The 24,384-nt window shown below is 42.0% G+C and carries 31 protein-coding genes and 2 pseudogenes; 12 read left to right on the forward strand and 21 right to left on the reverse strand.

The features are described from left to right. Positions 1-244: 244 nt before the first annotated feature. Entirely contained in the window at positions 245-1,285 is a 1,041-nt protein-coding gene (locus LEP1GSC060_RS12685; protein WP_003005446.1) for a CapA family protein, read from the reverse strand. Between the two features lie 87 nt (positions 1,286-1,372). On the opposite strand from LEP1GSC060_RS12685, the gene LEP1GSC060_RS12690 reads away from it, so the two are divergent. The 3 genes from LEP1GSC060_RS12690 (at position 1,373) to LEP1GSC060_RS12700 (ending at position 4,374) form a co-directional block, all read left to right on the forward strand. After that, on the forward strand, positions 1,373-2,236 hold the full coding sequence (locus tag LEP1GSC060_RS12690) for a class I SAM-dependent methyltransferase (RefSeq protein WP_003005294.1): 864 nt from the start codon (positions 1,373-1,375) through the stop codon (positions 2,234-2,236). A gap of 298 nt (positions 2,237-2,534) precedes the next feature. Beyond that, positions 2,535-3,923, forward strand: a complete 1,389-nt coding sequence (locus LEP1GSC060_RS12695) for a sensor histidine kinase (RefSeq protein WP_003005280.1) — start codon at positions 2,535-2,537, stop codon at positions 3,921-3,923. Further along, a complete protein-coding gene (locus tag LEP1GSC060_RS12700) occupies positions 3,916-4,374 on the forward strand; it encodes a response regulator (RefSeq protein ID WP_003005062.1) in 459 nt (152 codons plus the stop codon). Before LEP1GSC060_RS12695 ends, LEP1GSC060_RS12700 begins: the two co-directional genes overlap by 8 nt. Positions 4,375-4,470: 96 nt before the next feature. Here the strand turns inward: LEP1GSC060_RS12700 and LEP1GSC060_RS12705 are convergent, their stop codons facing one another. Beyond that, positions 4,471-5,172, reverse strand: a complete 702-nt coding sequence (locus LEP1GSC060_RS12705; protein ID WP_003005226.1) for a lysophospholipid acyltransferase family protein — start codon at positions 5,170-5,172, stop codon at positions 4,471-4,473. Positions 5,173-5,376: 204 nt separating this feature from the next. Here LEP1GSC060_RS12705 and LEP1GSC060_RS12710 point away from each other — a divergent pair, with 204 nt between their 5' ends. The 6 genes from LEP1GSC060_RS12710 (at position 5,377) to LEP1GSC060_RS12735 (ending at position 9,596) form a co-directional block, all read left to right on the forward strand. Continuing rightward, positions 5,377-6,237, forward strand: coding sequence for a bile acid:sodium symporter family protein (locus LEP1GSC060_RS12710; protein WP_036096370.1), 861 nt, complete (start codon positions 5,377-5,379; stop codon positions 6,235-6,237). A gap of 3 nt (positions 6,238-6,240) precedes the next feature. Further along, positions 6,241-7,026, forward strand: a complete 786-nt coding sequence (locus LEP1GSC060_RS12715) for a hypothetical protein (protein ID WP_003005464.1) — start codon at positions 6,241-6,243, stop codon at positions 7,024-7,026. Between the two features lie 11 nt (positions 7,027-7,037). Beyond that, positions 7,038-7,958 (forward strand): DMT family transporter, encoded by a 921-nt coding sequence (locus LEP1GSC060_RS12720; protein WP_003005327.1) that lies wholly within the window; start codon positions 7,038-7,040, stop codon positions 7,956-7,958. A gap of 322 nt (positions 7,959-8,280) precedes the next feature. Next, positions 8,281-8,610 carry an ArsR/SmtB family transcription factor gene (locus LEP1GSC060_RS12725; protein WP_003005260.1) on the forward strand — a complete coding sequence of 110 codons (330 nt, stop codon included), beginning with the start codon at positions 8,281-8,283 and terminating at the stop codon, positions 8,608-8,610. After that, positions 8,597-9,079 (forward strand): SRPBCC family protein, encoded by a 483-nt coding sequence (locus tag LEP1GSC060_RS12730; protein ID WP_003005362.1) that lies wholly within the window; start codon positions 8,597-8,599, stop codon positions 9,077-9,079. The genes LEP1GSC060_RS12725 and LEP1GSC060_RS12730 overlap by 14 nt, the downstream gene beginning before the upstream one ends. 181 nt (positions 9,080-9,260) lie before the next feature. Continuing rightward, positions 9,261-9,596, forward strand: coding sequence for a hypothetical protein (locus LEP1GSC060_RS12735; RefSeq protein WP_036096371.1), 336 nt, complete (start codon positions 9,261-9,263; stop codon positions 9,594-9,596). Positions 9,597-9,962: 366 nt separating this feature from the next. Here the strand turns inward: LEP1GSC060_RS12735 and LEP1GSC060_RS21100 are convergent. The 11 genes and pseudogenes from LEP1GSC060_RS21100 to LEP1GSC060_RS12790 all read right to left on the reverse strand — a co-directional run. Beyond that, positions 9,963-10,121: pseudogene (locus tag LEP1GSC060_RS21100) on the reverse strand (M28 family peptidase); the annotation flags it as partial. Beyond that, on the reverse strand, positions 10,088-10,534 hold the full coding sequence (locus LEP1GSC060_RS12740) for a M28 family peptidase (RefSeq protein ID WP_476703307.1): 447 nt from the start codon (positions 10,532-10,534) through the stop codon (positions 10,088-10,090). The gene LEP1GSC060_RS12740 and the pseudogene LEP1GSC060_RS21100, both read right to left, overlap by 34 nt. Positions 10,535-10,658: 124 nt before the next feature. Next, entirely contained in the window at positions 10,659-11,216 is a 558-nt protein-coding gene (locus LEP1GSC060_RS12745) for a dihydrofolate reductase family protein (protein WP_003005078.1), read from the reverse strand. Positions 11,217-11,539: 323 nt separating this feature from the next. Then, positions 11,540-11,812 (reverse strand): type II toxin-antitoxin system YafQ family toxin, encoded by a 273-nt coding sequence (locus LEP1GSC060_RS12750; protein ID WP_003005262.1) that lies wholly within the window; start codon positions 11,810-11,812, stop codon positions 11,540-11,542. Beyond that, positions 11,809-12,069 (reverse strand): type II toxin-antitoxin system RelB/DinJ family antitoxin, encoded by a 261-nt coding sequence (locus LEP1GSC060_RS12755; RefSeq protein WP_036096373.1) that lies wholly within the window; start codon positions 12,067-12,069, stop codon positions 11,809-11,811. Before LEP1GSC060_RS12755 ends, LEP1GSC060_RS12750 begins: the two co-directional genes overlap by 4 nt. 267 nt (positions 12,070-12,336) lie before the next feature. Beyond that, positions 12,337-12,759: a type II toxin-antitoxin system VapC family toxin gene (locus LEP1GSC060_RS12760; RefSeq protein WP_036096375.1), complete on the reverse strand. Its 423-nt coding sequence runs from the start codon at positions 12,757-12,759 to the stop codon at positions 12,337-12,339. Continuing rightward, complete coding sequence (locus LEP1GSC060_RS20590) at positions 12,749-13,018, reverse strand: DUF6364 family protein (protein ID WP_036096411.1); 270 nt, start codon at positions 13,016-13,018, stop codon at positions 12,749-12,751. The genes LEP1GSC060_RS12760 and LEP1GSC060_RS20590 overlap by 11 nt, the downstream gene beginning before the upstream one ends. Positions 13,019-13,331: 313 nt before the next feature. Then, a complete protein-coding gene (locus LEP1GSC060_RS12770) occupies positions 13,332-13,751 on the reverse strand; it encodes a putative toxin-antitoxin system toxin component, PIN family (protein ID WP_036096377.1) in 420 nt (139 codons plus the stop codon). Continuing rightward, positions 13,751-13,996: a CopG family ribbon-helix-helix protein gene (locus LEP1GSC060_RS12775; RefSeq protein ID WP_003005440.1), complete on the reverse strand. Its 246-nt coding sequence runs from the start codon at positions 13,994-13,996 to the stop codon at positions 13,751-13,753. Before LEP1GSC060_RS12775 ends, LEP1GSC060_RS12770 begins: the two co-directional genes overlap by 1 nt. A 299-nt stretch (positions 13,997-14,295) precedes the next feature. Beyond that, complete coding sequence (locus LEP1GSC060_RS12785; protein ID WP_036096381.1) at positions 14,296-14,682, reverse strand: PIN domain-containing protein; 387 nt, start codon at positions 14,680-14,682, stop codon at positions 14,296-14,298. Then, a complete protein-coding gene (locus LEP1GSC060_RS12790; RefSeq protein WP_196221647.1) occupies positions 14,679-14,879 on the reverse strand; it encodes a type II toxin-antitoxin system VapB family antitoxin in 201 nt (66 codons plus the stop codon). The genes LEP1GSC060_RS12785 and LEP1GSC060_RS12790 overlap by 4 nt, the downstream gene beginning before the upstream one ends. A 94-nt stretch (positions 14,880-14,973) precedes the next feature. Here LEP1GSC060_RS12790 and LEP1GSC060_RS21005 point away from each other — a divergent pair. Both LEP1GSC060_RS21005 and LEP1GSC060_RS20595 read left to right on the forward strand, forming a co-directional pair. Then, positions 14,974-15,083 (forward strand): annotated as a pseudogene (locus LEP1GSC060_RS21005) (IS5/IS1182 family transposase); the annotation flags it as partial. Between the two features lie 233 nt (positions 15,084-15,316). Beyond that, positions 15,317-15,805, forward strand: coding sequence for a transposase (locus LEP1GSC060_RS20595; protein WP_230458330.1), 489 nt, complete (start codon positions 15,317-15,319; stop codon positions 15,803-15,805). A gap of 120 nt (positions 15,806-15,925) precedes the next feature. Here LEP1GSC060_RS20595 and LEP1GSC060_RS12800 read toward each other — a convergent pair whose 3' ends face one another. The 7 genes from LEP1GSC060_RS12800 to LEP1GSC060_RS12830 form a co-directional block, all read right to left on the reverse strand. Then, positions 15,926-16,309, reverse strand: coding sequence for a putative toxin-antitoxin system toxin component, PIN family (locus tag LEP1GSC060_RS12800; protein WP_230458334.1), 384 nt, complete (start codon positions 16,307-16,309; stop codon positions 15,926-15,928). 38 nt (positions 16,310-16,347) lie between these two features. After that, positions 16,348-16,566 (reverse strand): ribbon-helix-helix domain-containing protein, encoded by a 219-nt coding sequence (locus LEP1GSC060_RS12805; protein ID WP_036096384.1) that lies wholly within the window; start codon positions 16,564-16,566, stop codon positions 16,348-16,350. Positions 16,567-16,936: 370 nt separating this feature from the next. Next, positions 16,937-18,004 (reverse strand): AI-2E family transporter, encoded by a 1,068-nt coding sequence (locus tag LEP1GSC060_RS12810; protein ID WP_003005074.1) that lies wholly within the window; start codon positions 18,002-18,004, stop codon positions 16,937-16,939. Next, entirely contained in the window at positions 17,997-18,524 is a 528-nt protein-coding gene (locus LEP1GSC060_RS12815) for a cyclic nucleotide-binding domain-containing protein (protein ID WP_003005407.1), read from the reverse strand. The genes LEP1GSC060_RS12810 and LEP1GSC060_RS12815 overlap by 8 nt, the downstream gene beginning before the upstream one ends. A 4-nt stretch (positions 18,525-18,528) precedes the next feature. After that, positions 18,529-19,077 (reverse strand): lipoprotein signal peptidase, encoded by a 549-nt coding sequence (locus LEP1GSC060_RS12820; RefSeq protein ID WP_003005277.1) that lies wholly within the window; start codon positions 19,075-19,077, stop codon positions 18,529-18,531. Next, complete coding sequence (locus tag LEP1GSC060_RS12825; RefSeq protein ID WP_003005335.1) at positions 19,074-20,786, reverse strand: ABC1 kinase family protein; 1,713 nt, start codon at positions 20,784-20,786, stop codon at positions 19,074-19,076. Before LEP1GSC060_RS12825 ends, LEP1GSC060_RS12820 begins: the two co-directional genes overlap by 4 nt. A gap of 11 nt (positions 20,787-20,797) precedes the next feature. After that, entirely contained in the window at positions 20,798-22,003 is a 1,206-nt protein-coding gene (locus LEP1GSC060_RS12830; protein WP_036096386.1) for a Gfo/Idh/MocA family oxidoreductase, read from the reverse strand. Positions 22,004-22,078: 75 nt separating this feature from the next. On the opposite strand from LEP1GSC060_RS12830, the gene LEP1GSC060_RS12835 reads away from it, so the two are divergent. Beyond that, on the forward strand, positions 22,079-22,636 hold the full coding sequence (locus tag LEP1GSC060_RS12835) for a Uma2 family endonuclease (RefSeq protein WP_003005244.1): 558 nt from the start codon (positions 22,079-22,081) through the stop codon (positions 22,634-22,636). Between the two features lie 205 nt (positions 22,637-22,841). On the opposite strand, the gene LEP1GSC060_RS12840 is transcribed toward LEP1GSC060_RS12835, so the two are convergent. Next, a complete protein-coding gene (locus LEP1GSC060_RS12840; protein WP_003005257.1) occupies positions 22,842-24,326 on the reverse strand; it encodes an amidase in 1,485 nt (494 codons plus the stop codon). Positions 24,327-24,384: the final 58 nt, after the last annotated feature.

A 24,384-nucleotide genomic window follows, 5' to 3' on the forward strand; every position in this document is an offset into this window, starting at 1 on the left:
GAAGTTATATTACAAAAGCATAAACTTCAAAAACAAAATTGCGGTTGTAAAACGAGGTTCTTGATTCTTCCGTAAAATGTTTTTAGAAGGAACGGAAACTTCTTCAAGTCCTACGACTTTCTATGAGAATTAGAGTTGTTGAAAAATTAATTCTCCATTTGTTTCTGTTTCATCGAAATGAACGATTGAAGCAGTTTTGTTAATCGCGACCGTTGAATTTTTCAACAACTCTATTTAGTTCGACTCAAGCCCCGGGTAAAATCGTTCCGTCGTCCGCGATCTTCGGACCCTTACCCGGAAAATCTTCCTTGGTCAGTTTTCTCATGAGATCGATCGTTTTTTTATCGGGATCGAATTCGGGAATCGAAGCGGAATCCAATTGCAAAGGAATGATTTTTCCTTTTACAAACTTTCCTTGAGAATCCACTTCCGCCTCAAGCACGAGAGAATAACCGACGATTCCTCTCGAAGACAAGGCTCTATAACCCATAAAGTTACCGAGAGAATACGCGATCAATCTTCCCTTATACAATTCCATCGCGCGCACCAAATGAGGACCGTGACCGATGACCATATCCGCACCGGCGTCGATGAGAGAATGACTGAACTCCACTAAGTTCCCTCTGTATTCCCCGTAAAAACGTTCCATCTGATTTTTAACGTGAAGAGCCGGACCACCTTCCGCACCGCCGTGAAAGGAAATAAAAACAAGCTGCGCCTTTTTCTTCGCTTCCTTTACGAGAGCGACACCCTCGTCAATTTCGTTCACGTTGTTATGCGACTTCAAATGAGAGAATCCGATCCAAGCCACGGAAACGTCCTTCACGTTCATGTACGTAATCATTTTCTTTTTGCCCGTATAACGAATCCCGACGTCGGAAAGATTTTTCTGAGTGTCTTCAAAACCCTGCTCGTGAAAATCCAAGGAATGATTATTAGCGATACTTAATATATCAAACCCGACGTCCTTTAAAACCTTCGCGTAAGAAGGGGGCGTTCTGAAAGCAAAGATCATTTTTCTGGAAGTGTCCTTGGAAGTGTTCGGATAATTCGTAAGAGTACTTTCGAAATTTCCGAAAAGAACGTCCGCACCTTTGAGATAACTTTCCACCTTACCGAACAAAAACGATCTCGGGTCCTGGATGTTCAGCGGTTGCGGAAAATTGGTTCCCGGAACCATATCTCCCACGGCTTTGATTTTAATATTCGTTTTGGGATCGGCAAAAAGCTCGGATGAAAAAATCAAACAAAAGGATAAAACGGAAAAAATTACGGCTGGTTTCATGTCCTTTCATGAGTTTCAGGAGGAAGCGAATCGTAAAGCAGAATTTCTATCAAAAGAATTACGGCCTTACCCGATAAGAATCATAGAATGGAAAAAATTTCCTGTAATACCTGCGGCTCCTTCGAGTTCAAATCTCTCTTTTCCAAATCCAATCATAAGAACGAACTCTTTCATATCGTTCGATGCAAACGTTGTGCGCTCGTTCAAGTAAATCCTCAACCTTCTCCCGAAGAAGTGGCTTCCTATTATTCGGAGGAATATTTTTTAAAACGAAACGACCGAGGTTATGACGATTATTTTTCGGACGGAATCAGAAACGAGATCTCCAGAGTGTACGGACTCAACTTGAAGGATCTTGATTTTCAGACTTGGGAAAAATCCCTACCTTCCGACAAACGTTGTCTTGACGTCGGTTGTGCCGCGGGTTATTTCGTGGACTACATGCAACAAAGAGAATGGGATTCGTACGGGATGGACATAGCCGAAACGCCCGTCAAATTCGCCCGCGAAAAACTAAAACTCAAAGTGGAACAAATCGACTTTTTGGATTGGAAGCCGACTAACGCGGAAACGTTCGACCTGATCACTCTTTGGGCTTCCATCGAACACCTTCACAAACCGAAAGAAACATTAGAAAAAATTTATACACTTCTCAAACCCGGAGGGAGAATCATACTCTCCACTTGCAGATGGGGAATCCTCGCAAAAGTTCAAGGTCCGTCCTGGAGATACCTGAACGTTCCGGAACATCTCTACTATTATTCGTTGCCCGGAATTATAAAACTCTGCGATTCCATCGGATTTCAAAAGAAAAAACATATCACTTACGGAAGCGGGCTTACGACAAAAAAAAACGCATCCTTGTTTTACAAAACCTTAAAGTACGTCGCCGATCCCGCGGTTAAATTCTTGGACCAGGGCGATATGATGGCCCTATGTTTCGGAAAATAAGAACCTGCCCTTTTTGTGTTTCGCAAAGGGAGGAGTTTTGGACCACTTTATAAAAAATTCCCAAATTAAAGCCGATGGAAAAGAAAATTTTTCCGTATAAAATTCGTCAAATTATTTCAGAAAAATCTAAAATACTAAGTTTTTCTTGCTATTTTCGGGATTATAAAGTAAAAAGTGATCTCTAATTTTAGCTCCGGCGGTATCCCGAAAAACCGAACTGTTCCCATAGCCGTATCCTACGGTTTCGACTCTCATCGAATAAAACGATTCGCGATACCGAACGTTTGAGGTGCGTGTTTTGAAAAATAAAATCGAAAAGAATATCGTCTACGGATTGATCGGAATTTTCCTACTCAATTTCATCATGACCGCATCGGCCTATTACGCATTGAAACAATCCTTAGAACTCAAAAAATGGGAAACACACACTCAGGAAATACTTTTAAATTTAGAGGAGGCCCGTTCTTCCTTTAGCGAAGCCCACGCCGTTTTAAGAGCTTATATTTTATATTGGGCTCCGGAACAACTCAACCTTTATTTCAAAGACAAAAATCTGGTTTTAGAACGAATTCGAACGCTTCGGGAGAAAACGATCGACAACCCCTCCCAACAACAAAAACTTTCGGTCATCGAATCCGATTTGAACGAAAAATTTTCTTACATGGAAGAGATGGTTCTGATAAGAAAATACAAATCCGCACAAAGTTACGCGGGAGCGTTTCGTTCTCCGAAAGGAAACATCTTATCGGAAAAAATCAAAACACTCTTTCAGGACGTAAAAGAGGAAGAACTTAAACTTTTAAACATCCGAAAAAACAACTCGAAAATAAACATGACGATCTCCGTCACACTACTCTTTTCGGGAATTGTATTGAATCTTTCCTTCATTCTCTTCCAGAACTGGCTCATCTACAAGGAAAGTCAACGACGTCAAAAAGCGGAGGACGTCTTGGAAGAATCCAATCAAAATCTCAAAACTTATTCGGAAGAATTGAAAAGGTCCAACGGAGACTTAGAGGCGTTTTCTTATTCCGTTTCGCACGACCTTCGTTCTCCGGTTCGAGGTATATTAGGATTTTCTAAAATTTTATTGGAAGACCACGGAAAGGAACTAGGAGAGGAAAGCCGTAGGATCGTGAACATCATCATTCATAACTCCGAAAATATGGGAGAACTCATAGACGATCTTTTGGAATTTTCAAAACTGGGAAGAAGGGAACCCATATACTCCAATGTGAATATGAAGATTATGGCGGAGAACGTTTTGGAGGAAGTTGCCAATTGTTATCCGAATATGAAAATGGACGCGACTGTGAAAAATCTTCCTTATACAAAAGCCGACTCCGGCCTTCTCAAACAACTTTTATTCAATCTGATTTCCAATTCCTTCAAATATTCCAAAAAAAAGGAAAATCCGAAAATCGAAATCGGATCGTATCAAAACGACGGAGAAACCGTATTCTTCGTAAAAGACAACGGCGCCGGATTCGATATGAAATACCAACATAAACTGTTCAACATCTTTCAGAGATTACACCACTCCGATCAGTTCGAAGGAACCGGAGTCGGACTTGCCATCGTCAAAAGGGTGGCCGAAAGACACAACGGTAGGGTTTGGGGGGAAGGAAAATTGAACGAAGGCGCTTGTTTTTATTTTACGTTAGGAGTCGGTGATAACCATGTATAATCATCAAGACGAATTGATCACAATCCTTTATGCCGAAGACAATCCTCAGGATTCCGAACTGGCGCTGAGAAGCCTGAAAAAACGCAATCTCACGAACCAAGTGAAACTCGTCAGAGACGGAGAAGAGGCTTTGGAATATTTATATGCGACCGGACGTTATGCGGATCGGGACAAAACACATCTACCTTCCCTCATTCTTTTGGATTTGAAAATGCCCAAGGTGGACGGAATCGAAGTACTGAGAAGGGTAAGAAGCGAAGAAAGTACGAAAATGATCCCCGTAGTCATACTGACTTCCTCCGCCGAAGAAAAAGACATCGTGGAAAGTTATAAACTCGGAGTGAACAGTTACGTCGTAAAACCTTTCGAATTCGAAAAGTTCAGCGACGTAGCCAGTGAAATAGGATTCTATTGGGTTTTAGTCAATCAGAGCGTAATCCGATACAAATGATCTTACGATATCAGAAAGCGAGGACGACATCCGCGATAAATTCAAAAAATACACGTTAGACGTCATTTACGACTTGAACGATATATTTTTAGAATATTACTTTTTTCTTAATTCTTCCGCCTTGTCGATGCTCCTCCGGCGGTTTTCGAGCATAGCATTTTCCACCGTCAACCTGACCTCCTCAAAACCTTGGTCATCCAACGTCCTCGGTATATAAATCGGTTCTCCGTACGAAACGACAAAAGTGGTGAACGGTTTCGGAATCCTATGTTTGTCCCAGGCTTTTTCGGCGATCCATTGTCGTGTACATTCATAGTGCATCGGAACGATGGGAACCTGAGAAACCTGCGCGGAAGCGATCAAACCCGGTTGAACGATAAACGCCGGACCTCTGGGACCGTCGGGTGTAACCGCGGCGGGAAGATTTTTTTTAAGATGAGTGATCAATGCCTTGAGGGCCTTGGAACCTCCCTTGGAAGAACTTCCCCGAACGCTGTAGTTACCGAACCGATGAACGACCTGATTGATAAAGTCCCCGTCCTTGGATTCGGAAATCAGAACGGCGGCTCCCACGTTTCGATTGAGATAAGGAGAATACAAAACGTTCGTATGCCAGATCGAAAGAATATAAGGTTTTTTTTCTTTGCGGAGTTTCTCGATACTTTCGTTTCCGAGATTGATTCTTCGAGAAGTAAAACCGATCAACCTTTGTAGATTGACCACGAGAAACGGAATGAACCAGATTAAAAACTTTCTCTTAAACGATTGTTTTTTGCTCTTATTAGAATTTTCTTCCATGTAAGCACGAGATTTTTTTAAATTTGGAAATCCATCATCTCTTTTTTGAATTCGGATTCCGTCGCATTCAACGCAAAATTCGCGGTGTTGGAAGGACCGCGATTGTTTTAAATTTCGCGACAAACTCCGAAAGAATTAAAAAATTCTGTGGACTTGACATCCCGATTTCCGTACAAAGTTCGAAACAAAAATAGGTCTTAAACAATGGAATCCAATTTGCTGACAACGGTGTTTCTTCCGGTCGCGTTAGGTATCATCATGCTGGGGATGGGGATGACTCTTACCGTAGGCGACTTCAAACGAATTTTTGTCCTTCCCAAAGCGGTGATCACGGGATTGACGTTACAACTTTTGCTTTTGCCGATCGCGGGATGGTTGATCGCAAGCGTCTCCGGACTTCCGGGAGAACTGGCCGTGGGCCTTATGCTTTTGGCGATTTGTCCCGGCGGAGCGACTTCCAACCTGATCACTCACCTCGCCAAAGGAGACGTGGCCCTTTCCATCACGTTAACCGCAATCACGAGTTGTGTCACCGTTCTTTCGATTCCGTTTCTTTTGAACTTGTCCATGTTTCATTTTCTCGGAGCCGGGCAAACGATCCAACTCAATATTCCTCAGACCGTTCTCCAAATTTTTCTGATCACCGTATTACCCGTGTCGATCGGAATGATACTCAACTCAAAAAAACCGGAACTCTCGCATAAGCTAGAAAAGACGGTGAAAATTCTTTCCGGCATTTTTTTGATTCTGATCATCGTCGGCGCCATCGTTCGTGAAAGACAAAACATCGTTCCGTTTTTTATCCAAGTGGGTCCCGCGTCTTTGGCGCTGAACTTAATCACAATGGTATTGGGTTATCTGGGCGCGACTTTGATGAAGGTCACACATTCCCAAAGAACCTCCATCACGATCGAAGTGGGAATTCAAAACGGAACCTTAGGAATCACGATCGCAAGCGCGATTCTGAACAATCCGGTGATGGCGATCCCGTCGGCGATTTACAGTTTGATCATGTTTGCCACGGGTGCGATTTTTTCGATTTGGATGCACAGAAATAAAACGTGAAACTTGCAGGAGTTCCTACATTTTCAGATTTTAGGACAAGCGATCGGACTTTTTCAAATTTCAATGAACCCTTCCCGCAGAATACCCATGTATCGAAAGTTCCAAAAGTCGCCCGTCAAAGTCCTGCTTTTATTATTCTGTATAACTCAAATCTACTGCACGACGATAGGATTTCACAGGGATAAGATCCGAGACGAAATCGATTTCGGAGAGGAAGAAACTCTCCGACTCTGCGTATGGAAGGACGTAAAAGTGTCCGATAAGGAATTGACCGAACTCGTCGAATCCTGGAACAAAGAATTAGAATATTATAAAATAAAAATTTTCTTAAACGATATTCAGGATTGGGAACGGCCCGGTTGGACCGGAGCGGCGATCATGGATCAGGTTTTCTACGCGGACCTTCCACTTCGATGCGATCGACTTCTTGCGGTTGCCGGAGGAAAACTAAGCGACACCGCTTTCGAACTCGTGGGGATCGTCTTTGCTCTTTTTGGAATTCCGAGTTTTCAGATTTTGGGAGCCGTGGAAACGAAAACCGGAACAAGGGGTTATATTTTAGGACAAACCAGAACGATTTCCCACTGGTTATCCGGAGGCGCCGAAGGAACTCTCATACACGAAGGGTATCATCTTCTGGGATGCAAACATTCCTTCTTTTTGAGCGATTGTTACGTTCAGATCCGAAAAGTCAAAGAATGGAAACGAAAAAATCGAGAAGCGGGAACTCCTTTTTTTCCATCGGTCGACGAGGAAGGAAAGATCTTTCTAAAAAGCCCCTGGGAATAAGAGATGGATTCATGGAAACATCCAAATGGAAACCCTTTTGGGGAATCTCGTTCGTATTAGCGGGCGCGATTTTTTTTTCCGCAAAGGCGATCTTTGTCAAACTAGTCTATCGATACGATGTCGATCCCGTTACGGCGCTCACACTTAGAATGTTGTTTGCGATTCCGTTTTTCGGTTGGATCGCAATCCGTTCCGGAAAAACGAAAACCTTCGTAAGTCTCACAAAAAAAGATTGGGGTTTCATTTTTATTCTCGGGTTTTTAGGTTACTATCTCGCAAGTTTATTCGACTTTATAGGTTTGGAATATATCTCGGCGGGATTGGAAAGACTCACGTTATTCGTATATCCTACGATCGTTCTTATTATCGGTTCGATTCTTTTCAAAAGAAAAATCAAAAGAGCGGAAGTACTTGCGATTTTTCTCACATACTCCGGAATCGCGGTCGCATTCATGGGAGACGTTCAGGCCCAAGGGCCGAACGCTACGAAAGGCGTTTTGTTCGTGTTCGCATCCGCCATCGCCTACTCCTTATATCTCGTAGGAAGCGAATCACTGATTCCGAAACTCGGTTCGGTTCGATTCACTTCTTATCTGATGCTGTTGTCCGGTATGATCGTAGTGATTCATTTTTTCATTACCCGCAATCCGGTTTCGCTGATACAACCGCCTAACGTGTATTTATACGGATTGGCGCTCGGAGTTTTAACGACCGTAATTCCGGCTTATTTCACCGCGGAAGGAATACGAATGATCGGCTCCGGAAGAGCCGCGATCGTGGGTTCGGTGGGTCCGATGTCTACGATTTTACTCGCTTGGATTTTTCTGGGAGAACCGATCACTTCCTCCGGAATTGCGGGAACGTTTCTCGTTTTAACGGGAGTTCTTTGGATCGGAAAAAAACCGGAGCCAATCACCGAAAGTGATTCTTAAAAAACAAAAAAATTGATTTTGAAACCTACTTCCGTTCTTAAAAAACTTTAACGAAAGAAACTTCTCAACGTTTGCGTTTACGCGTGAAGGAATTGGAACGAAAACTTGAGTGACCTTTAGCGAACGTCTCGCAAACCGAACGACAAGCAGAGTTATACGATGAATCATCTTCGTCTTCTATTTCAACCCCGTTTCAATCTAAAAAAAATCAACTAGGTTTTCTATAATGAATGCAGAACTGTTACCCTAAGCGATCAACGCCCTCTTTTTAAATTTATATTTAAGTATTGACTTAATTAAGTAAATGATTTAATATGACCGTATGAACGCCTTTGCCGCTATGGCAGACGATACAAGAAGAGAAATCGTGAAATTGGTGGCTAAGAACGGCGAACTTACCTCGACGGAGATAAGCCAAAATTTTAAGATGAGCCCGCCCGCTATTTCACAACATTTAAAAGTATTAAAAGAGGCGAAGGTTCTTCACATGAAGAAGGAGGCGCAAAAACGTATTTATAGTATTAACAACTCGGGAATTAATGAAATGGAGGATTGGTTACTCAATATTAAAAATTTATGGAATAAGCGCTTGGATAATTTGGAGAAATATATCTTAAAAATAAAAAAGGAGAAATCCCGTGGTAAAAAATAACGTTGAAACAATCATCGAAGGCAACAAGGTCGTTTATAAAAGATACTTTGACGTATCCATTGATCTTCTTTTTGAAATATGGTCGTCCCAAGAACATCTTTCGCAATGGTGGGGACCGGACGGTTTTACATTGACAATTCAAAGTATGGATTTTTCAAACGGTGGGATTTGGGACTTCATCATGCACGGTCCCGATGGACACGACTATAAAAACAGGATTCAATTTATAGAAATTAAAAAACCTCATTCCATTTTCTACAAACATCTTGGAGACGGTGAAGGCGCTAAGGACGTTGATTTTCAATCGAAAATTATATTCGAAGAAGCCGGTGAAGGTGTAAACCTAACCATGGAACAGATTTTCCCGAGCCGAGAAGAACTGGAAAGAGTGAATCAAAAATACGGTGCGATTGAAGGCGGTAAACAACATGTCGGCAATCTTGGTAAATACTTGGAGACGCTTAAATAACGTGAGTTCGACGGTTGAAAATAAGCCAGACCCGAGAGTTATCAACTTACTTTCAACCGTACGGCTTTATACTATGATATTTCATATAATTCAAGTTAGGTGACATTCAATACGGTTATACCAAAGAAAAATTTGATCTTCTTGATAGTTTGTTCAATCGCTCTTATTCATTGCAAGAACGATGAAGAAAAGCCTTGAAAAAGGTTTTAGAAACTCTATATATAATTTTTCATCTCAAGGCAATGTATTAAAGGAAGCTCATGTTTCGCTTGTAAGTAAGTTTCAGATTAAAAATGAAAATTACTCTATTGCACACTTGGATCTTACGAATAACGGCGATAATAATGCGGAATTTGAACGCTGGAATCACGTATTGTTATTCAAGAATCGGGTTGAAATATTTAGAGATTCTGCCACGAGATATCGCGAAATTGTATTCAATGAGCCTTGGGAATTATATTCGTATGATCGGTATTACGCTTTCTCTCGAGAATTAAGTGTTACGGATTTAGAATAGACTCCCGATTAGAAATTCCTGAATGTTTATCTGAATATTTTAATTTCGTAAATTTTCGAAGTCTCTATGGTAAGGGTCTTAAAGAATCAATAAATTACTCTTTCCATAGTGGCGAGTTAGATGAAAACCCAAAATCTCGACTTTAAGCAAAGGTTTCAGAACTGGATGATTTTCTTAAACCGTATGAAAGTAAACTTTTGGAAGACTACATTTGTAGGAAAACGTTTTGCGGAACTGATCAACGCCGTCTAACTCGTTGCTCCGGAATCATTTTCATTCAATTATGCTTTTATAAAATAGATTTCTCTATCAAGGATTTGTATTCAAGCGAGGACTCTAAGTTGCGAGGGAGTAAGAAGCCGTTTCCTATGCTTCCAATAAAAAGAACGCCGGCCCTTGGACGACTTTTGCTATTTTATTAAAATCTAAAGTATCAATCGTGTCCGTGATCTCGTGATAATTTTTATTTCTGAGGAAGGACGTAGCCGTAATCATAATCGCATTGTAGCCGAACTGCCAGTAGTTCCTGCAACCCCGGAAGCATTGTCATCGGCACCGACGGTGTCTTCCGCCGTATCATAATGAGCCCCGATTACGATCGTGTCCTGATTTTCAGGACCTAATTCTACGATTATGTTTTTATATTTTAGAGAATCGACCCTGAAAATTTGTCGATAGGGCTTTAAACCAAATTTAGAAAATTGGGTTTGAATATAGTTTGCCGCTTTATTTAAGGAATTTATGTTTTGAAAGTTTTTATTTGGAATTGAGGTTAGGTCTTCGATTGTTTTTTTCAAATTGGAAGGGCTTGCGTCGGTGCTGAATTCCTCGGCGAATATGCCGTTGTTGAAAATAAGGAAAATCATGAGTATAGTATTGATTGTTTTCATAAAAATTTCTCCATAAGAAATGTATAACGGAATGTGCGTTCGTATCATTGTACGAATTCTTCTCGGATGGAATAAACATCCGAACAATATTTTTTAGTAATCTTGTAATCTTTTTTTGAAGCGATTAACCGTAGTTAGGCGTTCCTGCCCCGCCGCCAAAAGACATTGCTCTTCATGTATGTTTTTTGTAGTGAAGGGCTAAGGCGCCGGATTGAAAAGTTTCCGAACCAAGAAAGTCAAGCCGAAGACTCTTTTGCATACTCACGGTATCGAATAACCGCGGTCCTTTTCCGGCAAGAACGGGATGAACCACAAAACGATACTCGTCAATCAAATGGAGTTCCGAAAGTTGGGAAGCAATGCTCAAACTGCCTACAAAAATATCTTTTCCAGGTTGCTGCTTCAATGCCAGCGCTTCTTCTATCATGTTTCCGTGTACAAGTCTGGTATTTTTTCCCTCAACGAATTTCAATGTAGTAGAGAATAAGACCTTATCAAGCGAGTCAAACACGCGAGCAAACTCATTTCCCACTTCGGACATCGATTGGTTTTGCGCGACTTCGGGCCAAAAAGGCACCATGAGTTGATACGTGATCCGGCCATAAAGGACGAGCCCCGCAGTACGCAAGAGGTTTGTAAAATACTTATGCAGTTCCTCGTCGGCGATCATATCCGTGTGACTGCAATACCCATCGGCGGTCATATTGATCGCAAAAATAATTTTTCTCATAAGCTTAGTTATAGGGCGTTCACTGAAAAGTTCAAGCACAGATTGATCGTAATTTTTTGATTACCGAATATTCTAGCGGGGAATGACGCCTAACGAAAGAGACTTCTCGACGTTCGGGTTCTCGAAGCGCTTATCCGCAACACGGTTGGTGCAAGGTTTGAGCGAGCCTCAGCCCCGGTCCCGCAAGCCGAACGTCAAAGCGAACTGAAGTCGAGTAATGCGGCGAAACCCGCAGTGAGTCAGAGCAGACCGCAAATAGCGAACGAAGCGAAGCGGCAAGTCGAAGTTAGGCGACACCTCGCACTGATTGAAAACTTAAAATACTAGTCAAATAAATCCGAATGCGTTCCGGTCCTTTCAAATAGGATTGTATTCCCATCTAATTTATAGATAAGAAGCCAATCAGGCTCGATATGGCATTCACGTCTATTTTTATAATTTCCAGTCAGTTTATGATCTTTATATTTTGATACCAATTGAACTCCGTCAATCAATCGGGACATTACTTCCTTCAGTTTGTTCAAATCTTTCTTACGTTTTTTCTGTAACTTTAAATCTTTTTGGAACTGAGTTGTATAACTGGGTAGAAAAATCATAGTTTCAATTTTTTAAATATTTCTTCTTTAGAGTTGAATGATTTTAATCCTTTTTTCTTATCTGTTGCCTCGAAAGTCTTACTAGTGATCTTATTTGGTATTTTTACCGGGAATGGTAAACCCTTGCTAAGTTTAATCTGGTGATAAAAAATATTTATAGCTTCAGACGCAGAAAGCCCTAAGTGATTCAATATATTTTCTACATCCTTTTTAAGATTATCCTCGACCCTTGCACGAATCATTGCTGTTTTTGCCATATCGGACCCCTTTACGAATTGTTCCCCATTCGAGATACAATGTCAAGTGGAATTAAACGGATAAAAAAATAGAAATCAGAGTCTTCCCGCAAGCGCTTGCACACAGGGATTGACGGAGGGTCGAACGAGCGTTAGCCCCGGTCCCGCAAGCCGAACGTCAAAGCGAACGGAAGTCGAGCCATGCGACGAAACCCGCAGTGAGCCAGAGCGGACCGCGAATAGCGAACGAAGCGAGAAATCGAAGTTAGGCGACGGCGTTGATACAAATTACCGAAGTGATTTTATAAACTCTTTACAGTTTAAGATTGAAAGATCATGTTTCGGGTAATCTTTTTTATTTCTAGTTAGAAAAATTCCAATACCTTCTCTTTTTGCTACATGATATTGTATTGAATCTTCAAAGTCTTTGATATCCGATCCGAGCGCCAAATCAATAATCTTATCATCAACGCTTAATATGTTGAGTAATATTCGAAGAGACTTTACTTTATTCAAAGCTTCTTTATGTCCGAGAAATTTCTTCAATAAATAGAAAATATTCCATATAATCAATGATGAAATATAACCTTGTATTTTACCTAATTCGATCCAATTAAACACTTGGGCTGAATATTCAAAACCTCCGGGGCGACTATATAAGAAATCAATTATAACATCTGAATCTATGAATACTTTCTTTTTAGAGGCCATGCTTCTTTCTCAAATAGGAAACTTTATCCTCTTTAATATCCATGTATTCTTTGCCTTTTAAAAGTCCTGCCAGACTTTTTGTAATTGGAGCTAAATCCTGAGCCTTCGTTTCTACTTTTTGTCCACGCTCGGGTTCTTTTGTTAATTCAGCCAAGTAATCTTCAATAATGTTAGATAAACTTTTATGTATTTTCTGCGCATATTTTTTAGCTTTCTCAATAACGGTCTTTTCAATAGACAAAGTTAATTTAGTAGTCATAAATAATCCTACGTATAGAATATTGTATTCCATACGTATTTCAAGATTTCTCTGAAATTTTCGATTCCGTGATCATTTTCGACGCCGGTGTCTAACGAAAGAGTCGCCTCGACGTTGCGAGCCCGAGCGCCTGTGTGCGAAGCGGTTGGCACGAGGTTTGAGCGAGCCAGAACGAACGTCTTGCAAGTCGAAATGACAAAACAATGTGCGAAGGCCGGTAAGGGCGAGCGGGAACCGGGAGTCGCAAACAAAGCGAGGAGATGAAGCTAGTCGCAGTTGCGGAATTTCGCGACACGGATTGTCCCCGAATTTTTTAAGTTTCGTTTCTTTCTTTAATACTTAAATACTCATCCGGAGTAATGATGTTAAAGTTCTTAATTTCCCGAAGAGTTAATAAATCTTTGTCTCCAGTGATTAAATAGTCTACTTTTGCCGCAAAGGCAGATTCCAGAATGTGATAATCATCTCTATCTCTTAACTCTAAATAATCTTGAATAGGGTTATTTTTAACAAGCGCAGTAATATCCCTGATTTCAGATAAAACAATCTGAATAAAGTTATCATCAAGTTTGAATTTTGGTTTAGAGAGTGTAGATTCTATCTCATCGAATATTTCTTTCGAAATATATCCTGTAAAAACCTCATTGATTAAATCTTGGAAAACAAGCCTCGGTTTTCCTTTAAATAAAATAGCTGAAATGTAAATATTAGTATCTAATAATACCTTCAACATTAAGAAGCGTTTCTTTTATTTCTAACGGATTTAATTTGATTAAAAACATCCTTTTCAGAAATATCACTTCGATCATCGGTTTTTGAAGCGAAGTCGAAAATAGCTTGCCATCTAGTTTTTTTCCCGATATATGCTCGCGCGGCTTCACGAATCAATTCTGACCTAGACCTGTGTTCCCTCTTTGCAATTTTATCGATTTCTTTTAAAAGCGCCTTTTCGAAGGAAATATTAACAGTCTGATTCATAGTTTAAATTATATACAAAGATTGTATGTTTGTCACTCGTATTTTTCTTATTCCCGTCTTCCCTTGCTCCGCACGGACATGCCGTCTAACGAAAGAGTCGCCTCGACGTTGCGAGCCCGAGCGCTTGTGTGCGAAGCGGTTGGCACGAGGTTTGAGCGAGCCAGAACGAACGTCTTGCAAGTCGAAATGGCTACATCAATAGAGTTGTTGAAAAATTCAATAGTCGCGATTCACAAAACTGCTTCAATTGTCCATTTCAATGAAACAGAAACAAATGGAGAATTAATTTTTCAACAACTCTAATAAACTTTTAGTTTAATGTTCTTGCTCATTTGTTTAAAATGTTTATCCAGAGTAAAAAGCATCGCTTTATTTTGAATTACATTCTGAGCAATTATCAAATCGGGAATGCCTACTTTGTTGATCCCATTTCTAAGATTCGAGATTTGATACTCAATGATTTGTCCCCAATCGATTTCTAATGGAAATCGTTCTATAGCTTCTAAGGAAGCGATTATCTTAGATTGTTTTCGTAATTTAAGAAAAGGAACTAATTCCGACAAAATAAGATCGTTTGTATAGATATTCTCCGTATCAATTAACTCATCGACTTTTAACGAAATTGATGAGTTAATATTCCTGAAATAATCAATCCAAACGGACGAGTCCAATAAAATGCGACTCATCGTTTCCGCAAATCATCTAAATTAATTCCGAGATTAACGGATCCTTTGTATTTTTTCAGATCTTTCAACTTTTCTCTTCTGATTAAAGAAGCAAGTCCTTCTTTTATTACATCAGTTTTAGTCTTAAGATGAGTTAATCTCATCGCCTCTAAAAACAATTCTTCGGGAATATCCACTGTTGTTCTCACAATATGCATAAAATATCTGATCTATATGCATATTGTCAAATTTTATTTTGAGCCTGTCCGCCAACCTACTTGTACATAACCGCCTGATTTTAAAATGTGACCTATGAAAACGGAATTAGGTGGTCTTAATACCTGAAACAATTTGGAAAAAATTAGAGCCATTACTTCCCAAAAACAAGAAAGATCCGAGTAAAGGAGGTCGTCCCCGCTTTAGGAATTAGTTACATTTTAGTACAAAAGGAATCAGACTCTAACAAAGGTTGATTTTTCTACTCTGTAAATTAACTATCCACTGATTCCTAAAGACTATCCACTCATTATATGTTTGGTTCGAAATCAACGTTGCATAGAAGATTTCAAGAATGGGTAGATGCCGGAGTTTTGGCAAGATTGAAAAAGAAGCGTTAAAACTTTACGAACGATCTATCAAGATTAGAACGAAAAGAATGGCCGCAGACGGGAACTTCGCAAAAACTCCAAAAGGGGGCTTTCACGGGACGCCATCCAACGGATCGCGGCAAAAGAGGCATTTAAAGGCATATTCTCGTCGCTCGGCGCGGAGCACAATTGTAGCTTTTGTATTGGCTTCCGCAGAAATTCATGACTCTAAATTAATTTTTCCTACTTTAAAGAAATTTAAAGTATTTAGAAACAAGAAATTGCTTAAACCCGATATTCTTTCTTTAGATAAGGCTTACGCTAGTAAAACAATTAAAAGCAATTTAAAAAAGAAGAATATTCAATACAGGATTCCAAACAAAACGAATGCAAAAAATCCTGTATTCATTCCTAAGTTAAAACCATTTCGATGGATCGTTGAAAGGACTTTCGCATGGTTCAATGCTTTTCGAGCTGTTAAACACGCTGGGAATTTTAAATCGAAAATGATTCCGCTTTCTTTTAACTCGTGTGGGCCATCATTCTATTTAGAATGATTTACAAGTAGGTTTTGAGACGGGCTCTAAATGTTTGCTTAACTTCCGAACTTGCGCCAGATTCGGGACGAGCGAAAAAAGGCGAGCAGAGTGAGCGGGGAAGCAGCGGCTAAACTGTGATTATGCGAAGTTTTCTCCGTCGAGTTTTCCGGAGTTCAAAACTTCGAGAAATTGACGTGGAGTCAGAACATGAGCGCGCTCGTGCTTTTTCAGAACGAGCAAATCTTGATCTCCGGAAATAAGAATACGCGCGGAGCAAGTTTGCACAAGATGAAGCACATGATTATCATTCTTGTCGCGACATAGGACGGGAGGTTTGCCTTTCGGAACTATTTCAGGACCGAGTTCATCCAAGAATTTTACGATTCGATGTTTTTCGTCGGCTGTGGTTTTTACTTTACGGGCGAAAAAATTCAAGACCTCAATATTCAAAGCCTTGGACATAAATATTTCGTGGTCGTCAATACAAATGTCCACGACTTGATGAGATAGACCGTTGCTGATGAGTGCCGAGATGATGACGTTAGCATCGAGAACTATCCTCACGAAATGTCTCTAAATACATCCTCGTCGGTAAAGTATCCGGTTTTTTGAGCTTTTGGAATGAGGCGTTTGCGGAGAGTTTCGAATTCCTCTTTTTGCAAATACTTGCGCAATGCAGACTTAACCACGTCACTACGGGAAACGCCTGTTTCCTTTGAAAAAGCATCAATCCTCTTTTTCAAGGCGGGTTCTACGCTGACAGTCAGAAGGGCTCTCATGTATAACAATGTATAACAAATCGTAAGGCTTGTCAAACGGAAATTGACAGGGACTTTGTTCCTTTCAAGCGAGGAAAAGCTATGAACCAGTTTTCGATTATTTTCGGAGATCGATTGAAATTAGATTCGTTTTAAAGAAATGTCATTTACACAAGATTGCTGATAACGCCGGACCGACTGAAGCTGGACTCGTTTTAAGAAATGGTATTTACACAGGATGGCTGATAACGCCCTATCATTTTTCTCCTTTAAGGACGTGCCGAGTTGAATGTAAATATCCTCTTTCGAGTTTGAACTAAAAAATACGTGAATCCCGCCTAACTCTCAATATCGATATGTCGGAAACCTGCCTTAAAATTCAGGCGTAAGATCAAAGCAGATTGTGATCCTTCATACCACTGTAAAGGGTTTGAATCGTCACTTTTAAGATCGCCGCAATCGGAACCGCAATGAGCATACCCACAAGACCAAGCGCGGCGCCACCCACCGTAACCGCACCGACAATGACGATCGGATGCAAAGAAACGGAACCCGAAATAACGATCGGCTGAATGAGAAAGTTATCGATGATTTGTGCGATCGCTACCACGATCAAAATCGAAGTCATGAGTTCCGTCGTTCCGGTTCCTCCGATTACAAGAGCAAAGAACAAGGGAGGAATCGCTCCCATGATCGGACCTAGATAAGGAACCGAATTGGCGACTCCCAAAAAAAGACCGAAGATATAAAAGTAAGGCAGTCCGATGAAATAAAATCCCAGAGTGGAGACCGCGCCGATGATCGCACCTTGAATCATCAAACTCTTGAGATAATTGGTAAGTTGTTCGTTGATCTTATACGTGACCATAAGAGCCATTTCAAAATACCGATTTGGAATCAAAGAAATCAGACTTTTATACATCCCGTTTCCGTTTAACAAAAACAAAAAAGCGAACAAAGGTGTGACGATCATATAACCGATCAAAGTCGGAATATAGGAAACGAATCCTTTCACTTGTTCGTGCATCAGTTCCGCGACTTTTTTGATCAGTTCGTCCGGACGGATCGTCTCGTTCCAACCGGCGGGAAATTCGTTGAACTGAAGATTGACCGTTACGGTTAAATATTTGAACTTTGCTTCGTCCAAATCCTGTTTCCAATTTTTCAAAAGCGGATTTAAGGTGGAAACGATCGGAGGTGCGACCGAGTTGATGAATAAATAAATCGGAACGCTGATTACGAGCATCAAAATCGCGATGGAAAAAATTCTAGGAACTCCTAAACTTTCCAGATTGTTGATCGTTCCGTTAAACGCGTAAAAAACCAAAAGAGCCATCACGATCGGAACCGCAAGCAATTGAAATCCCCAAAGCGAAACGACGATCGTAAAAGTAACGATGAGAAAAAAACTCGTCCGAATGAAATATTCGGAAAGTTCTCTTCTTTCTCCATCACGCATTCTTTTGTTTTCCCCGGAAGTAAGCCTTTTCCAAAAGTCCGTTGGTTCTATGAAGTCTTTCCACGATCACGGTGGAAAGGCTCATGAGAATTTCGATACCGATTCTCGGTTTTGTTTCTATGATCTCCTTAAGATCGGGTTGGAAAAAACCGAGCAACGTGGTGTGTTCGAGAGCGATCGCACTCGCCGTTCTTCTTTCCTCCGTAAAAAGAGAAAGTTCTCCGAAAAAAGCGTGTTGATCGAGATGCGCGAGATCGAGTTCGATTCCGTCCCGAACGGAACGGATCACGACCGAACCTTCGTAGACGAAATAAAATCCGGCTCCGACTTCTCCCTGACGAAAAATCGTTTCCCCTTCCTGATACTCTCGAACGTGTACCATCCTGGCGATTTCGATCAGGGTTCTCTTTTTCATTCTCCCAAAAACGGAAGTCTCTCTGAGAAACCGAATGATTTCCTGATTATTCGCTTCCTTTCGATTGAATAATTTTCTCCAGATGGGAAGATCGAGAGCTTTCAAGAAATTATTTCTCCTCTTCGAGTTTCATCGTGAAAATTAAAATCGTAAGGCCGATCGTTACGCAGGAATCCGCCACGTTGAACGCGGGCCATCTGGAAAAAAGAAGAAAGTCCGGCCAGTCGAAATCCAAAAAGTCCACGACTCCGATATATTCTCCCAAGTTGGGTTGAAATCCGAAACGAAATCCCGTACCCGGAATTTTTACGAAAAATTTATCCAAGAAATTTCCGAAAGCTCCGGCCATTACGAGGTTCCATCCCCAAGGATTTCCGAGATCGTGATTTTTCCATCTGTATCCGATGAGAAACACGATCGCGATTCCGGTCGCCACAAGAGACGGGATCGCGTTGTCTTGAAACGCTCCGAATACGAAACCGGTATTGAATGTCAGAGTCATTCTAAACAAACTCCCGAACACTTCCAAATAACGGTGCGGTTCAAAGTAGAGGATGACTAAAAACTTAGTCACAAGATCCAATACGATTCCGAGAAAGATGACGCTTAAGTACAGAGGGCGATAGACGTCTAAAAATCGTTTTCCAAAATATTTCACGAGGGGGTTCCTTTCTTTTTAAGTTTGTTTTTCCAAAATGAATAGATCAGTACAAGTCCGAAAATACAAGAGGTGGCAAAACATCCCCAGCTTAAAATTTCCATTCCTTTTTCGAGATAGTAATTTCCGAAATGAATTCCCGCAATTAAGAATCCTCCGTACAAAAGCTGATGTCCGAGAACGTACATCTTCCGAGTATGTCGTTCGACTTCCCGGAGTTGAATTCCCTGTCTTCCTCGATTGATGTTCTGGAGTACTTTATAAAATTCTCCCGGAATGGAAAGGGTATTTCCCAAAAGATTCTTGTCTTCGTTTAACAAAAGAAACTCCAGTCCGCCTTCTTTTCCGGAGGCGACGGTCCGGAACGGTTTTTCTCCGTAATCCAAAACGGTTCTATAAGGATCCAAAATCGCGGTAATCCCGACCAGTAAACCCAGGACACGTTCCAGGAAAATAAAATTTTCCGGAATCTGAATCATTCTAAAAATTTCCTTCAAACTCGAATTGATCTCCTTCAAAAAAAGTCGATCTTCCCGAGTATGAATTTTGTCCAAAGAAAGATTTCGAAAATAATCCGTATCCGCGACGAACCTTCCCAATTTTTCCAAAGAATAACGAACGACCTCTTCGAGTTTACCCGGATCCGCGGAAGCCGACAACGCGCCTATGTCCTCCAGGCCGTCCACAACCCCAAAGTAATCTTTGACGATCGCGCAGAGAAAAATTTTTTTGAGCGCGAACACTTGGCTCGAGTCCATTTCTCCCACGGCTCCGAAATCGATAAAACAAAGTTTTTCATCCGGCGTATAGATCAGATTTCCGGGATGAGGGTCCGCGTGATAAAAACGATACTGAAAAATCATCAACACATAAGCCCGAACGAGAAGTTCCACGGGTCTCGACTTGGCCTGTCCTTTGAACACGGGAGTCGCTCTTGTGATTTTGACTCCTTCGATAAACTCCGTAACCAAAACGCTTTTGCCTGAAAATTGACGGATGACTTTCGGAAACACATAATCGGGTTCTTCCGCAAAAAGTTGTCGCATCCTATCGTAGGAATCGGCTTCGAGTTTGAGATCCGTTTCTCTCGTAACGAGATATGTGATCTCTTCGTGAATCTTCTTGTATTCAAAACGAAAAAGATACCGATTGATTCTTTTTAAAAAGGATCGGATGTTTTTAAGATCTTTGGCGATGAGGGTTTCGATTCCGGGATACAAAACTTTTACGGCGACCTTTTGACCTCCGATGGAAGCGACGTGAACCTGCGCCGTGGACGCGCTCGCTTCGGGAACGTTTTGAATGTCCGGAAAAACTTTCGTGATTTCCTTTCCGAATTCTCCGCGGAACCGTTCTTGGATTTCCGGAAAAGGATGAGGAGGAACCCTGTCTTGAAGATCCTGTAAGGATTCCGTAAACGAATCCGGAAAAATATGGGAAAGATTTCCGAGATACTGACCGAGTTTGATATAAACCCCGCCCATGGATAAAAAGAAATTGCGGCAATCCTCGCCTAACGTGCGAAAGAATTTTTCCTGGGCGGCCGCCTCTCTATAAGAAGGAAAAAAGATTTTTCCTAATTTAAAAAACCAGAATATAACCCAGATTTTTTTCCAGACGAAAGAACTCGCGTTCCAAAATCTCCTGGCGCCGGGACGTCGTTTGTACGACTGAATTTCCTGAGGTTCGGTTGTTCCGGTTACGAGCATAGATGAAACTTCTAAACCTCTAGGATTCTTTTTTCGGCTCTTCTCCGAATCGTATCCAGTAAGGTGAGAATTTGCAGATTCTCCTCCATATCCCCCGTGATGTCGGAAGGTTTTCCCGAGATATGACGAAAAAGAGAATCGTAAAGATTGAGAAACGGATTCGTGCCTGCGGAAGATTTTTCGGAAATTGAAACCGGAGTCAAACTTTTAAATCCTTTGTATTTGCGGGAGGGTTTGGATTTCCAAAAACGAACCTCGTCGTTTCCCACAAGAAAACGGGCGTTCTCCGTTTGGATATCCAACTCAAATTGAAAGTAATTCCTCATTCCTCCCGCTTCCAAAAAAACGGTCTCACCCTTGGGATAAGTCATAAGCGCCAGGGCCTGTTCTTCCACGGGAGAATCGGGGTAGGATCGCAAAACGGAAAACACACGATCCGGAATTCCCAGATACCAGGTCAAAAGATCGACCGCGTGAGTTCCGTCATGAAAGAGCGGCCCGGTTTTATCCAAGATCGCACGACCGGGACTACGAGCGGAAGTCAGAACGGAAGCGCGGATGGTTCGGACCGGACCGTAGGTTTCTTCCCGGATCCATTGGCGCACTCGGATATAAAGGGGATGATAGCGTCTCTCGTGATTGACCCGAAGATCGGTTCCGGTTTTACGACAGAGTTTTGCGAGTTTACGAGCGAGCGCCAGAGAATGGCAAACGGGTTTTTCCACCAATAGACGACGAAATCCGAAGTCGATCGCGGCCTTTGCAAGTTCGTAGTGAGTTTCGGAAGGAGTTGCGATGACTACGAGACAGGAAGTAATGTCGATTTGTGTATGAGAAAAATTGAATGTCTCGGATTCTATTTTTAATTTTCCCCGATTTTCGCCGGATCCCGCGGAGTTCCGACCCTCTTTTTCCCGTTGAAAATCCGTATTTTTAAAGTCGGTAATGGACGAATGGAATTCTCTTTTCAATTCGGATCGAAACGAAGAAGTCCAACTTTTAAAATCGGAAAAACATTCTTCTTTTGGAATATTCCAATCTTTGCAAAATCGATTCCTTCTTTCTTCCGACGGATCGATCGCACCGAGTAGGAAGAATTTTTTCCTTCCCCAAGACGAGAAGATCGTTCCCGCGTGTGTGCAGGGATGATTTCGGAGCGGATCTTTTTCTAAGAGGGACGCGATTCTTCCGAGACCGATGAGTAAAACTGGAATCATGGAATGGAGCAAAGCTTGTGGGAACTCCTACTTAGAATCAAGAGTTATTTTGGCTTGACCCGGTCGGATTGACGAGTGATTCTTTGGATCATGGCTTTGGAAACGGAAATTCCTTCTGGTTCTAAGAACGATTTTGATCTGACGGAAATGATCCACGGAGAGGAACGTATGACCCCGGCTCCATTAGCGCCGCATCAAAGATTAGTCGCGAAACTATTTATCATCATTCAAAAATATTTAGAAAAACATCCCGTTGGCGAAGTGATTCTTTCCCCTATGGATGTAATTTTCGAAGAAGGAGTGAATCGACTTCAGCCGGATCTTTTATTCGTAGGAAACAAAAAAAAATCCATTATCCAAGATTGGGTTCGAGGTATTCCCGATATCGTCGTAGAAATCGTTTCTAAAGGAACCGTTACGAGAGATACAGTGGAAAAAAAAGCGATCTATGAAAAATACGGGGTCCCCGAACTCTGGCTCGTATTTCCGGAATTACAATGTCTCGAAATATTTTCCTGGGAAAACGGGCGCTATCAAATTCATTCTTCGACGGATCTTTCCCCATCGGGAGCCGAATCCAAATTCCTGAACGGGCTGAACTTAACTTTGGATATATTGTTTCCGAGTCGGTAAAATGGACGACTCACTTTGATGAACGATCAATCCTTCATTGGATAATTCTAACCAATCGGATTCATTCAACTCTTGGATAATGATATATAGGAATTGTTCAAACAACAAAAACAAATCGATGAACTAAACTATAGGGGAGATGGGCATCACTTCATGCAGAAGCTTTATGAATGGATTTTATTCTAACGAGATGAGATGCATATTCCTACCTATGATTCGCCCAAGACGCGGCCTTTTCCAGTTGAGCGCTGAGACGAAACAAAATGTCCTCTCTTCTTTTCGCGGCGGTAAACTGCAAACCCAAAGGAAGTTCATCGCTCGTCCGGCCGAGAGGAATCGAAACGGAAGGTTGTCCCGTAAGATTTGCAAGTTGCGTAAACGGAGTTCTGGAAAGACTTTTTTCCACGAGTTCGTCCACGAGTCCCGAAGCGAGTAACATTCTTCCCAGGCCGAGACGACCTACCACTTGCATCGCGATCTTTTCACCGATCTTCGGTTCGAGTTCGCCGATCTTTGCCGGAGGCATCGCGGTTGTCGGAGTGAGATAAACGTCGTAGGTTTCGTGAAAGGTTTCCATCGCGAACGCGGCCTTGTCCCATTCCTGCAAGTTACGAACGAACTCACCGGCGGAAACGGTTCTTCCCAACAAACCTAAAATCCAAGTTACGGATTCCACGTCTCCCATCCTCGCCTTTCTTCCGAGGATCGGCTCTAAGTTTTTCAACTGAGCCGCCACTTCTCCGAAATACATCATGATAAACGCGCGACCGATCGCCTTGCCGTCCACGGGCGCGTCCTTTTCTTCCACCTTGTGACCGAGAGAATGTAATAGTTTTGCGGTATGGATCACGGACTCCACACAATCCGGATGCACCGGAGTTCCGATCGGAGACTGCGTCGAAAAAGCCACCTTAAGTTTGCCGGGAGATTTTTTGATCTCGGAAAGAAAACTCGTCTTCGGTTCTTCGAAAGAAAAAGCCCCGGACTTTTCGATTCCGCATAACGCGTCGAGAAAAACCGCGCTATCTCGAACGGTTCTGGAAAGAACGTGATCGACCGAAGCCCCTTGCCAATATCTTCCGAAGGTCGGACCTACGGGAGTTCTTCCCCGAGTCGGCTTCAAACCGAACAACCCGCAATAGGCGGCGGGAATTCGAATCGATCCTCCTCCGTCGGAAGCCGTCGCAACCGGAACCATTCCCGAGGCGACCGCGGCCGCCGAACCGCCCGAGGAACCGCCGGGGGTTCTTTCCAAGTTCCAAGGATTGCGGGTCGGACCATATAACTCCGGTTCGGTGATTCCCATCAGCGCCAATTCGGGAACGTTCGTTTGTCCCAAAAAAATCGTTCCCGCTTTTCGGAGCCTTTTTATAAATTCGGAATCTACAGGGGAGATATGATTTCGAAACGCCTTGGAACCGTTCGTCAAAGGAGCGCCTGCGATGGAATGAACGATATTTTTGACGAGAGTCGGAACGCCCCGAAACGGACCGTCCGGAAGTTTGGACTTTGCGGTTTTCCTTGCTTCCTCGTAAAAGCGGGAAATCACCGCATTGAGTTCCGAGTTCGTAGATTCGATTCTTTCGATCGCCGATTCCACGAGTTCGCTCGGATGAACGGATTTTTTCCGGACCAAATCCGCAAGTCCCACGGCGTCATAATACGTGTATTCTTTAAAGGATTTTGGCATGTACGAACTCCGAAAACAAATAGGAACCTCGGAAAGAAAAAAGGGTCAAGATAAAAAG

Source organism: Leptospira weilii serovar Ranarum str. ICFT (assembly GCF_000332415.1).
Classification (GTDB): Bacteria; Spirochaetota; Leptospiria; order Leptospirales; family Leptospiraceae; genus Leptospira; species Leptospira weilii_A.

What these genes read in the sequence shown, in the direction of transcription:
- LEP1GSC060_RS12685 (WP_003005446.1), bottom strand. Translation starts at nt 1,285, where the DNA reads ATGAAACCAGCCGTAATTTTTTCCGTTTTATCCTTTTGTTTGATTTTT.
- LEP1GSC060_RS12690 (WP_003005294.1), top strand. Translation starts at nt 1,373, where the DNA reads ATGGAAAAAATTTCCTGTAATACCTGCGGCTCCTTCGAGTTCAAATCT.
- LEP1GSC060_RS12700 (WP_003005062.1), top strand. Translation starts at nt 3,916, where the DNA reads ATGTATAATCATCAAGACGAATTGATCACAATCCTTTATGCCGAAGAC.
- LEP1GSC060_RS12705 (WP_003005226.1), bottom strand. Translation starts at nt 5,172, where the DNA reads ATGGAAGAAAATTCTAATAAGAGCAAAAAACAATCGTTTAAGAGAAAG.
- LEP1GSC060_RS12710 (WP_036096370.1), top strand. Translation starts at nt 5,377, where the DNA reads ATGGAATCCAATTTGCTGACAACGGTGTTTCTTCCGGTCGCGTTAGGT.
- LEP1GSC060_RS12720 (WP_003005327.1), top strand. Translation starts at nt 7,038, where the DNA reads ATGGAAACATCCAAATGGAAACCCTTTTGGGGAATCTCGTTCGTATTA.
- LEP1GSC060_RS12725 (WP_003005260.1), top strand. Translation starts at nt 8,281, where the DNA reads ATGAACGCCTTTGCCGCTATGGCAGACGATACAAGAAGAGAAATCGTG.
- LEP1GSC060_RS12735 (WP_036096371.1), top strand. Translation starts at nt 9,261, where the DNA reads ATGAAGAAAAGCCTTGAAAAAGGTTTTAGAAACTCTATATATAATTTT.
- LEP1GSC060_RS12740 (WP_476703307.1), bottom strand. Translation starts at nt 10,534, where the DNA reads ATGATACGAACGCACATTCCGTTATACATTTCTTATGGAGAAATTTTT.
- LEP1GSC060_RS12745 (WP_003005078.1), bottom strand. Translation starts at nt 11,216, where the DNA reads ATGAGAAAAATTATTTTTGCGATCAATATGACCGCCGATGGGTATTGC.
- LEP1GSC060_RS12750 (WP_003005262.1), bottom strand. Translation starts at nt 11,812, where the DNA reads ATGATTTTTCTACCCAGTTATACAACTCAGTTCCAAAAAGATTTAAAG.
- LEP1GSC060_RS12755 (WP_036096373.1), bottom strand. Translation starts at nt 12,069, where the DNA reads ATGGCAAAAACAGCAATGATTCGTGCAAGGGTCGAGGATAATCTTAAA.
- LEP1GSC060_RS12760 (WP_036096375.1), bottom strand. Translation starts at nt 12,759, where the DNA reads ATGGCCTCTAAAAAGAAAGTATTCATAGATTCAGATGTTATAATTGAT.
- LEP1GSC060_RS20590 (WP_036096411.1), bottom strand. Translation starts at nt 13,018, where the DNA reads ATGACTACTAAATTAACTTTGTCTATTGAAAAGACCGTTATTGAGAAA.
- LEP1GSC060_RS12770 (WP_036096377.1), bottom strand. Translation starts at nt 13,751, where the DNA reads ATGTTGAAGGTATTATTAGATACTAATATTTACATTTCAGCTATTTTA.
- LEP1GSC060_RS12775 (WP_003005440.1), bottom strand. Translation starts at nt 13,996, where the DNA reads ATGAATCAGACTGTTAATATTTCCTTCGAAAAGGCGCTTTTAAAAGAA.
- LEP1GSC060_RS12785 (WP_036096381.1), bottom strand. Translation starts at nt 14,682, where the DNA reads ATGAGTCGCATTTTATTGGACTCGTCCGTTTGGATTGATTATTTCAGG.
- LEP1GSC060_RS12790 (WP_196221647.1), bottom strand. Translation starts at nt 14,879, where the DNA reads ATGCATATTGTGAGAACAACAGTGGATATTCCCGAAGAATTGTTTTTA.
- LEP1GSC060_RS20595 (WP_230458330.1), top strand. Translation starts at nt 15,317, where the DNA reads ATGGCCGCAGACGGGAACTTCGCAAAAACTCCAAAAGGGGGCTTTCAC.
- LEP1GSC060_RS12805 (WP_036096384.1), bottom strand. Translation starts at nt 16,566, where the DNA reads ATGAGAGCCCTTCTGACTGTCAGCGTAGAACCCGCCTTGAAAAAGAGG.
- LEP1GSC060_RS12810 (WP_003005074.1), bottom strand. Translation starts at nt 18,004, where the DNA reads ATGCGTGATGGAGAAAGAAGAGAACTTTCCGAATATTTCATTCGGACG.
- LEP1GSC060_RS12825 (WP_003005335.1), bottom strand. Translation starts at nt 20,786, where the DNA reads ATGCTCGTAACCGGAACAACCGAACCTCAGGAAATTCAGTCGTACAAA.
- LEP1GSC060_RS12830 (WP_036096386.1), bottom strand. Translation starts at nt 22,003, where the DNA reads ATGATTCCAGTTTTACTCATCGGTCTCGGAAGAATCGCGTCCCTCTTA.
- LEP1GSC060_RS12840 (WP_003005257.1), bottom strand. Translation starts at nt 24,326, where the DNA reads ATGCCAAAATCCTTTAAAGAATACACGTATTATGACGCCGTGGGACTT.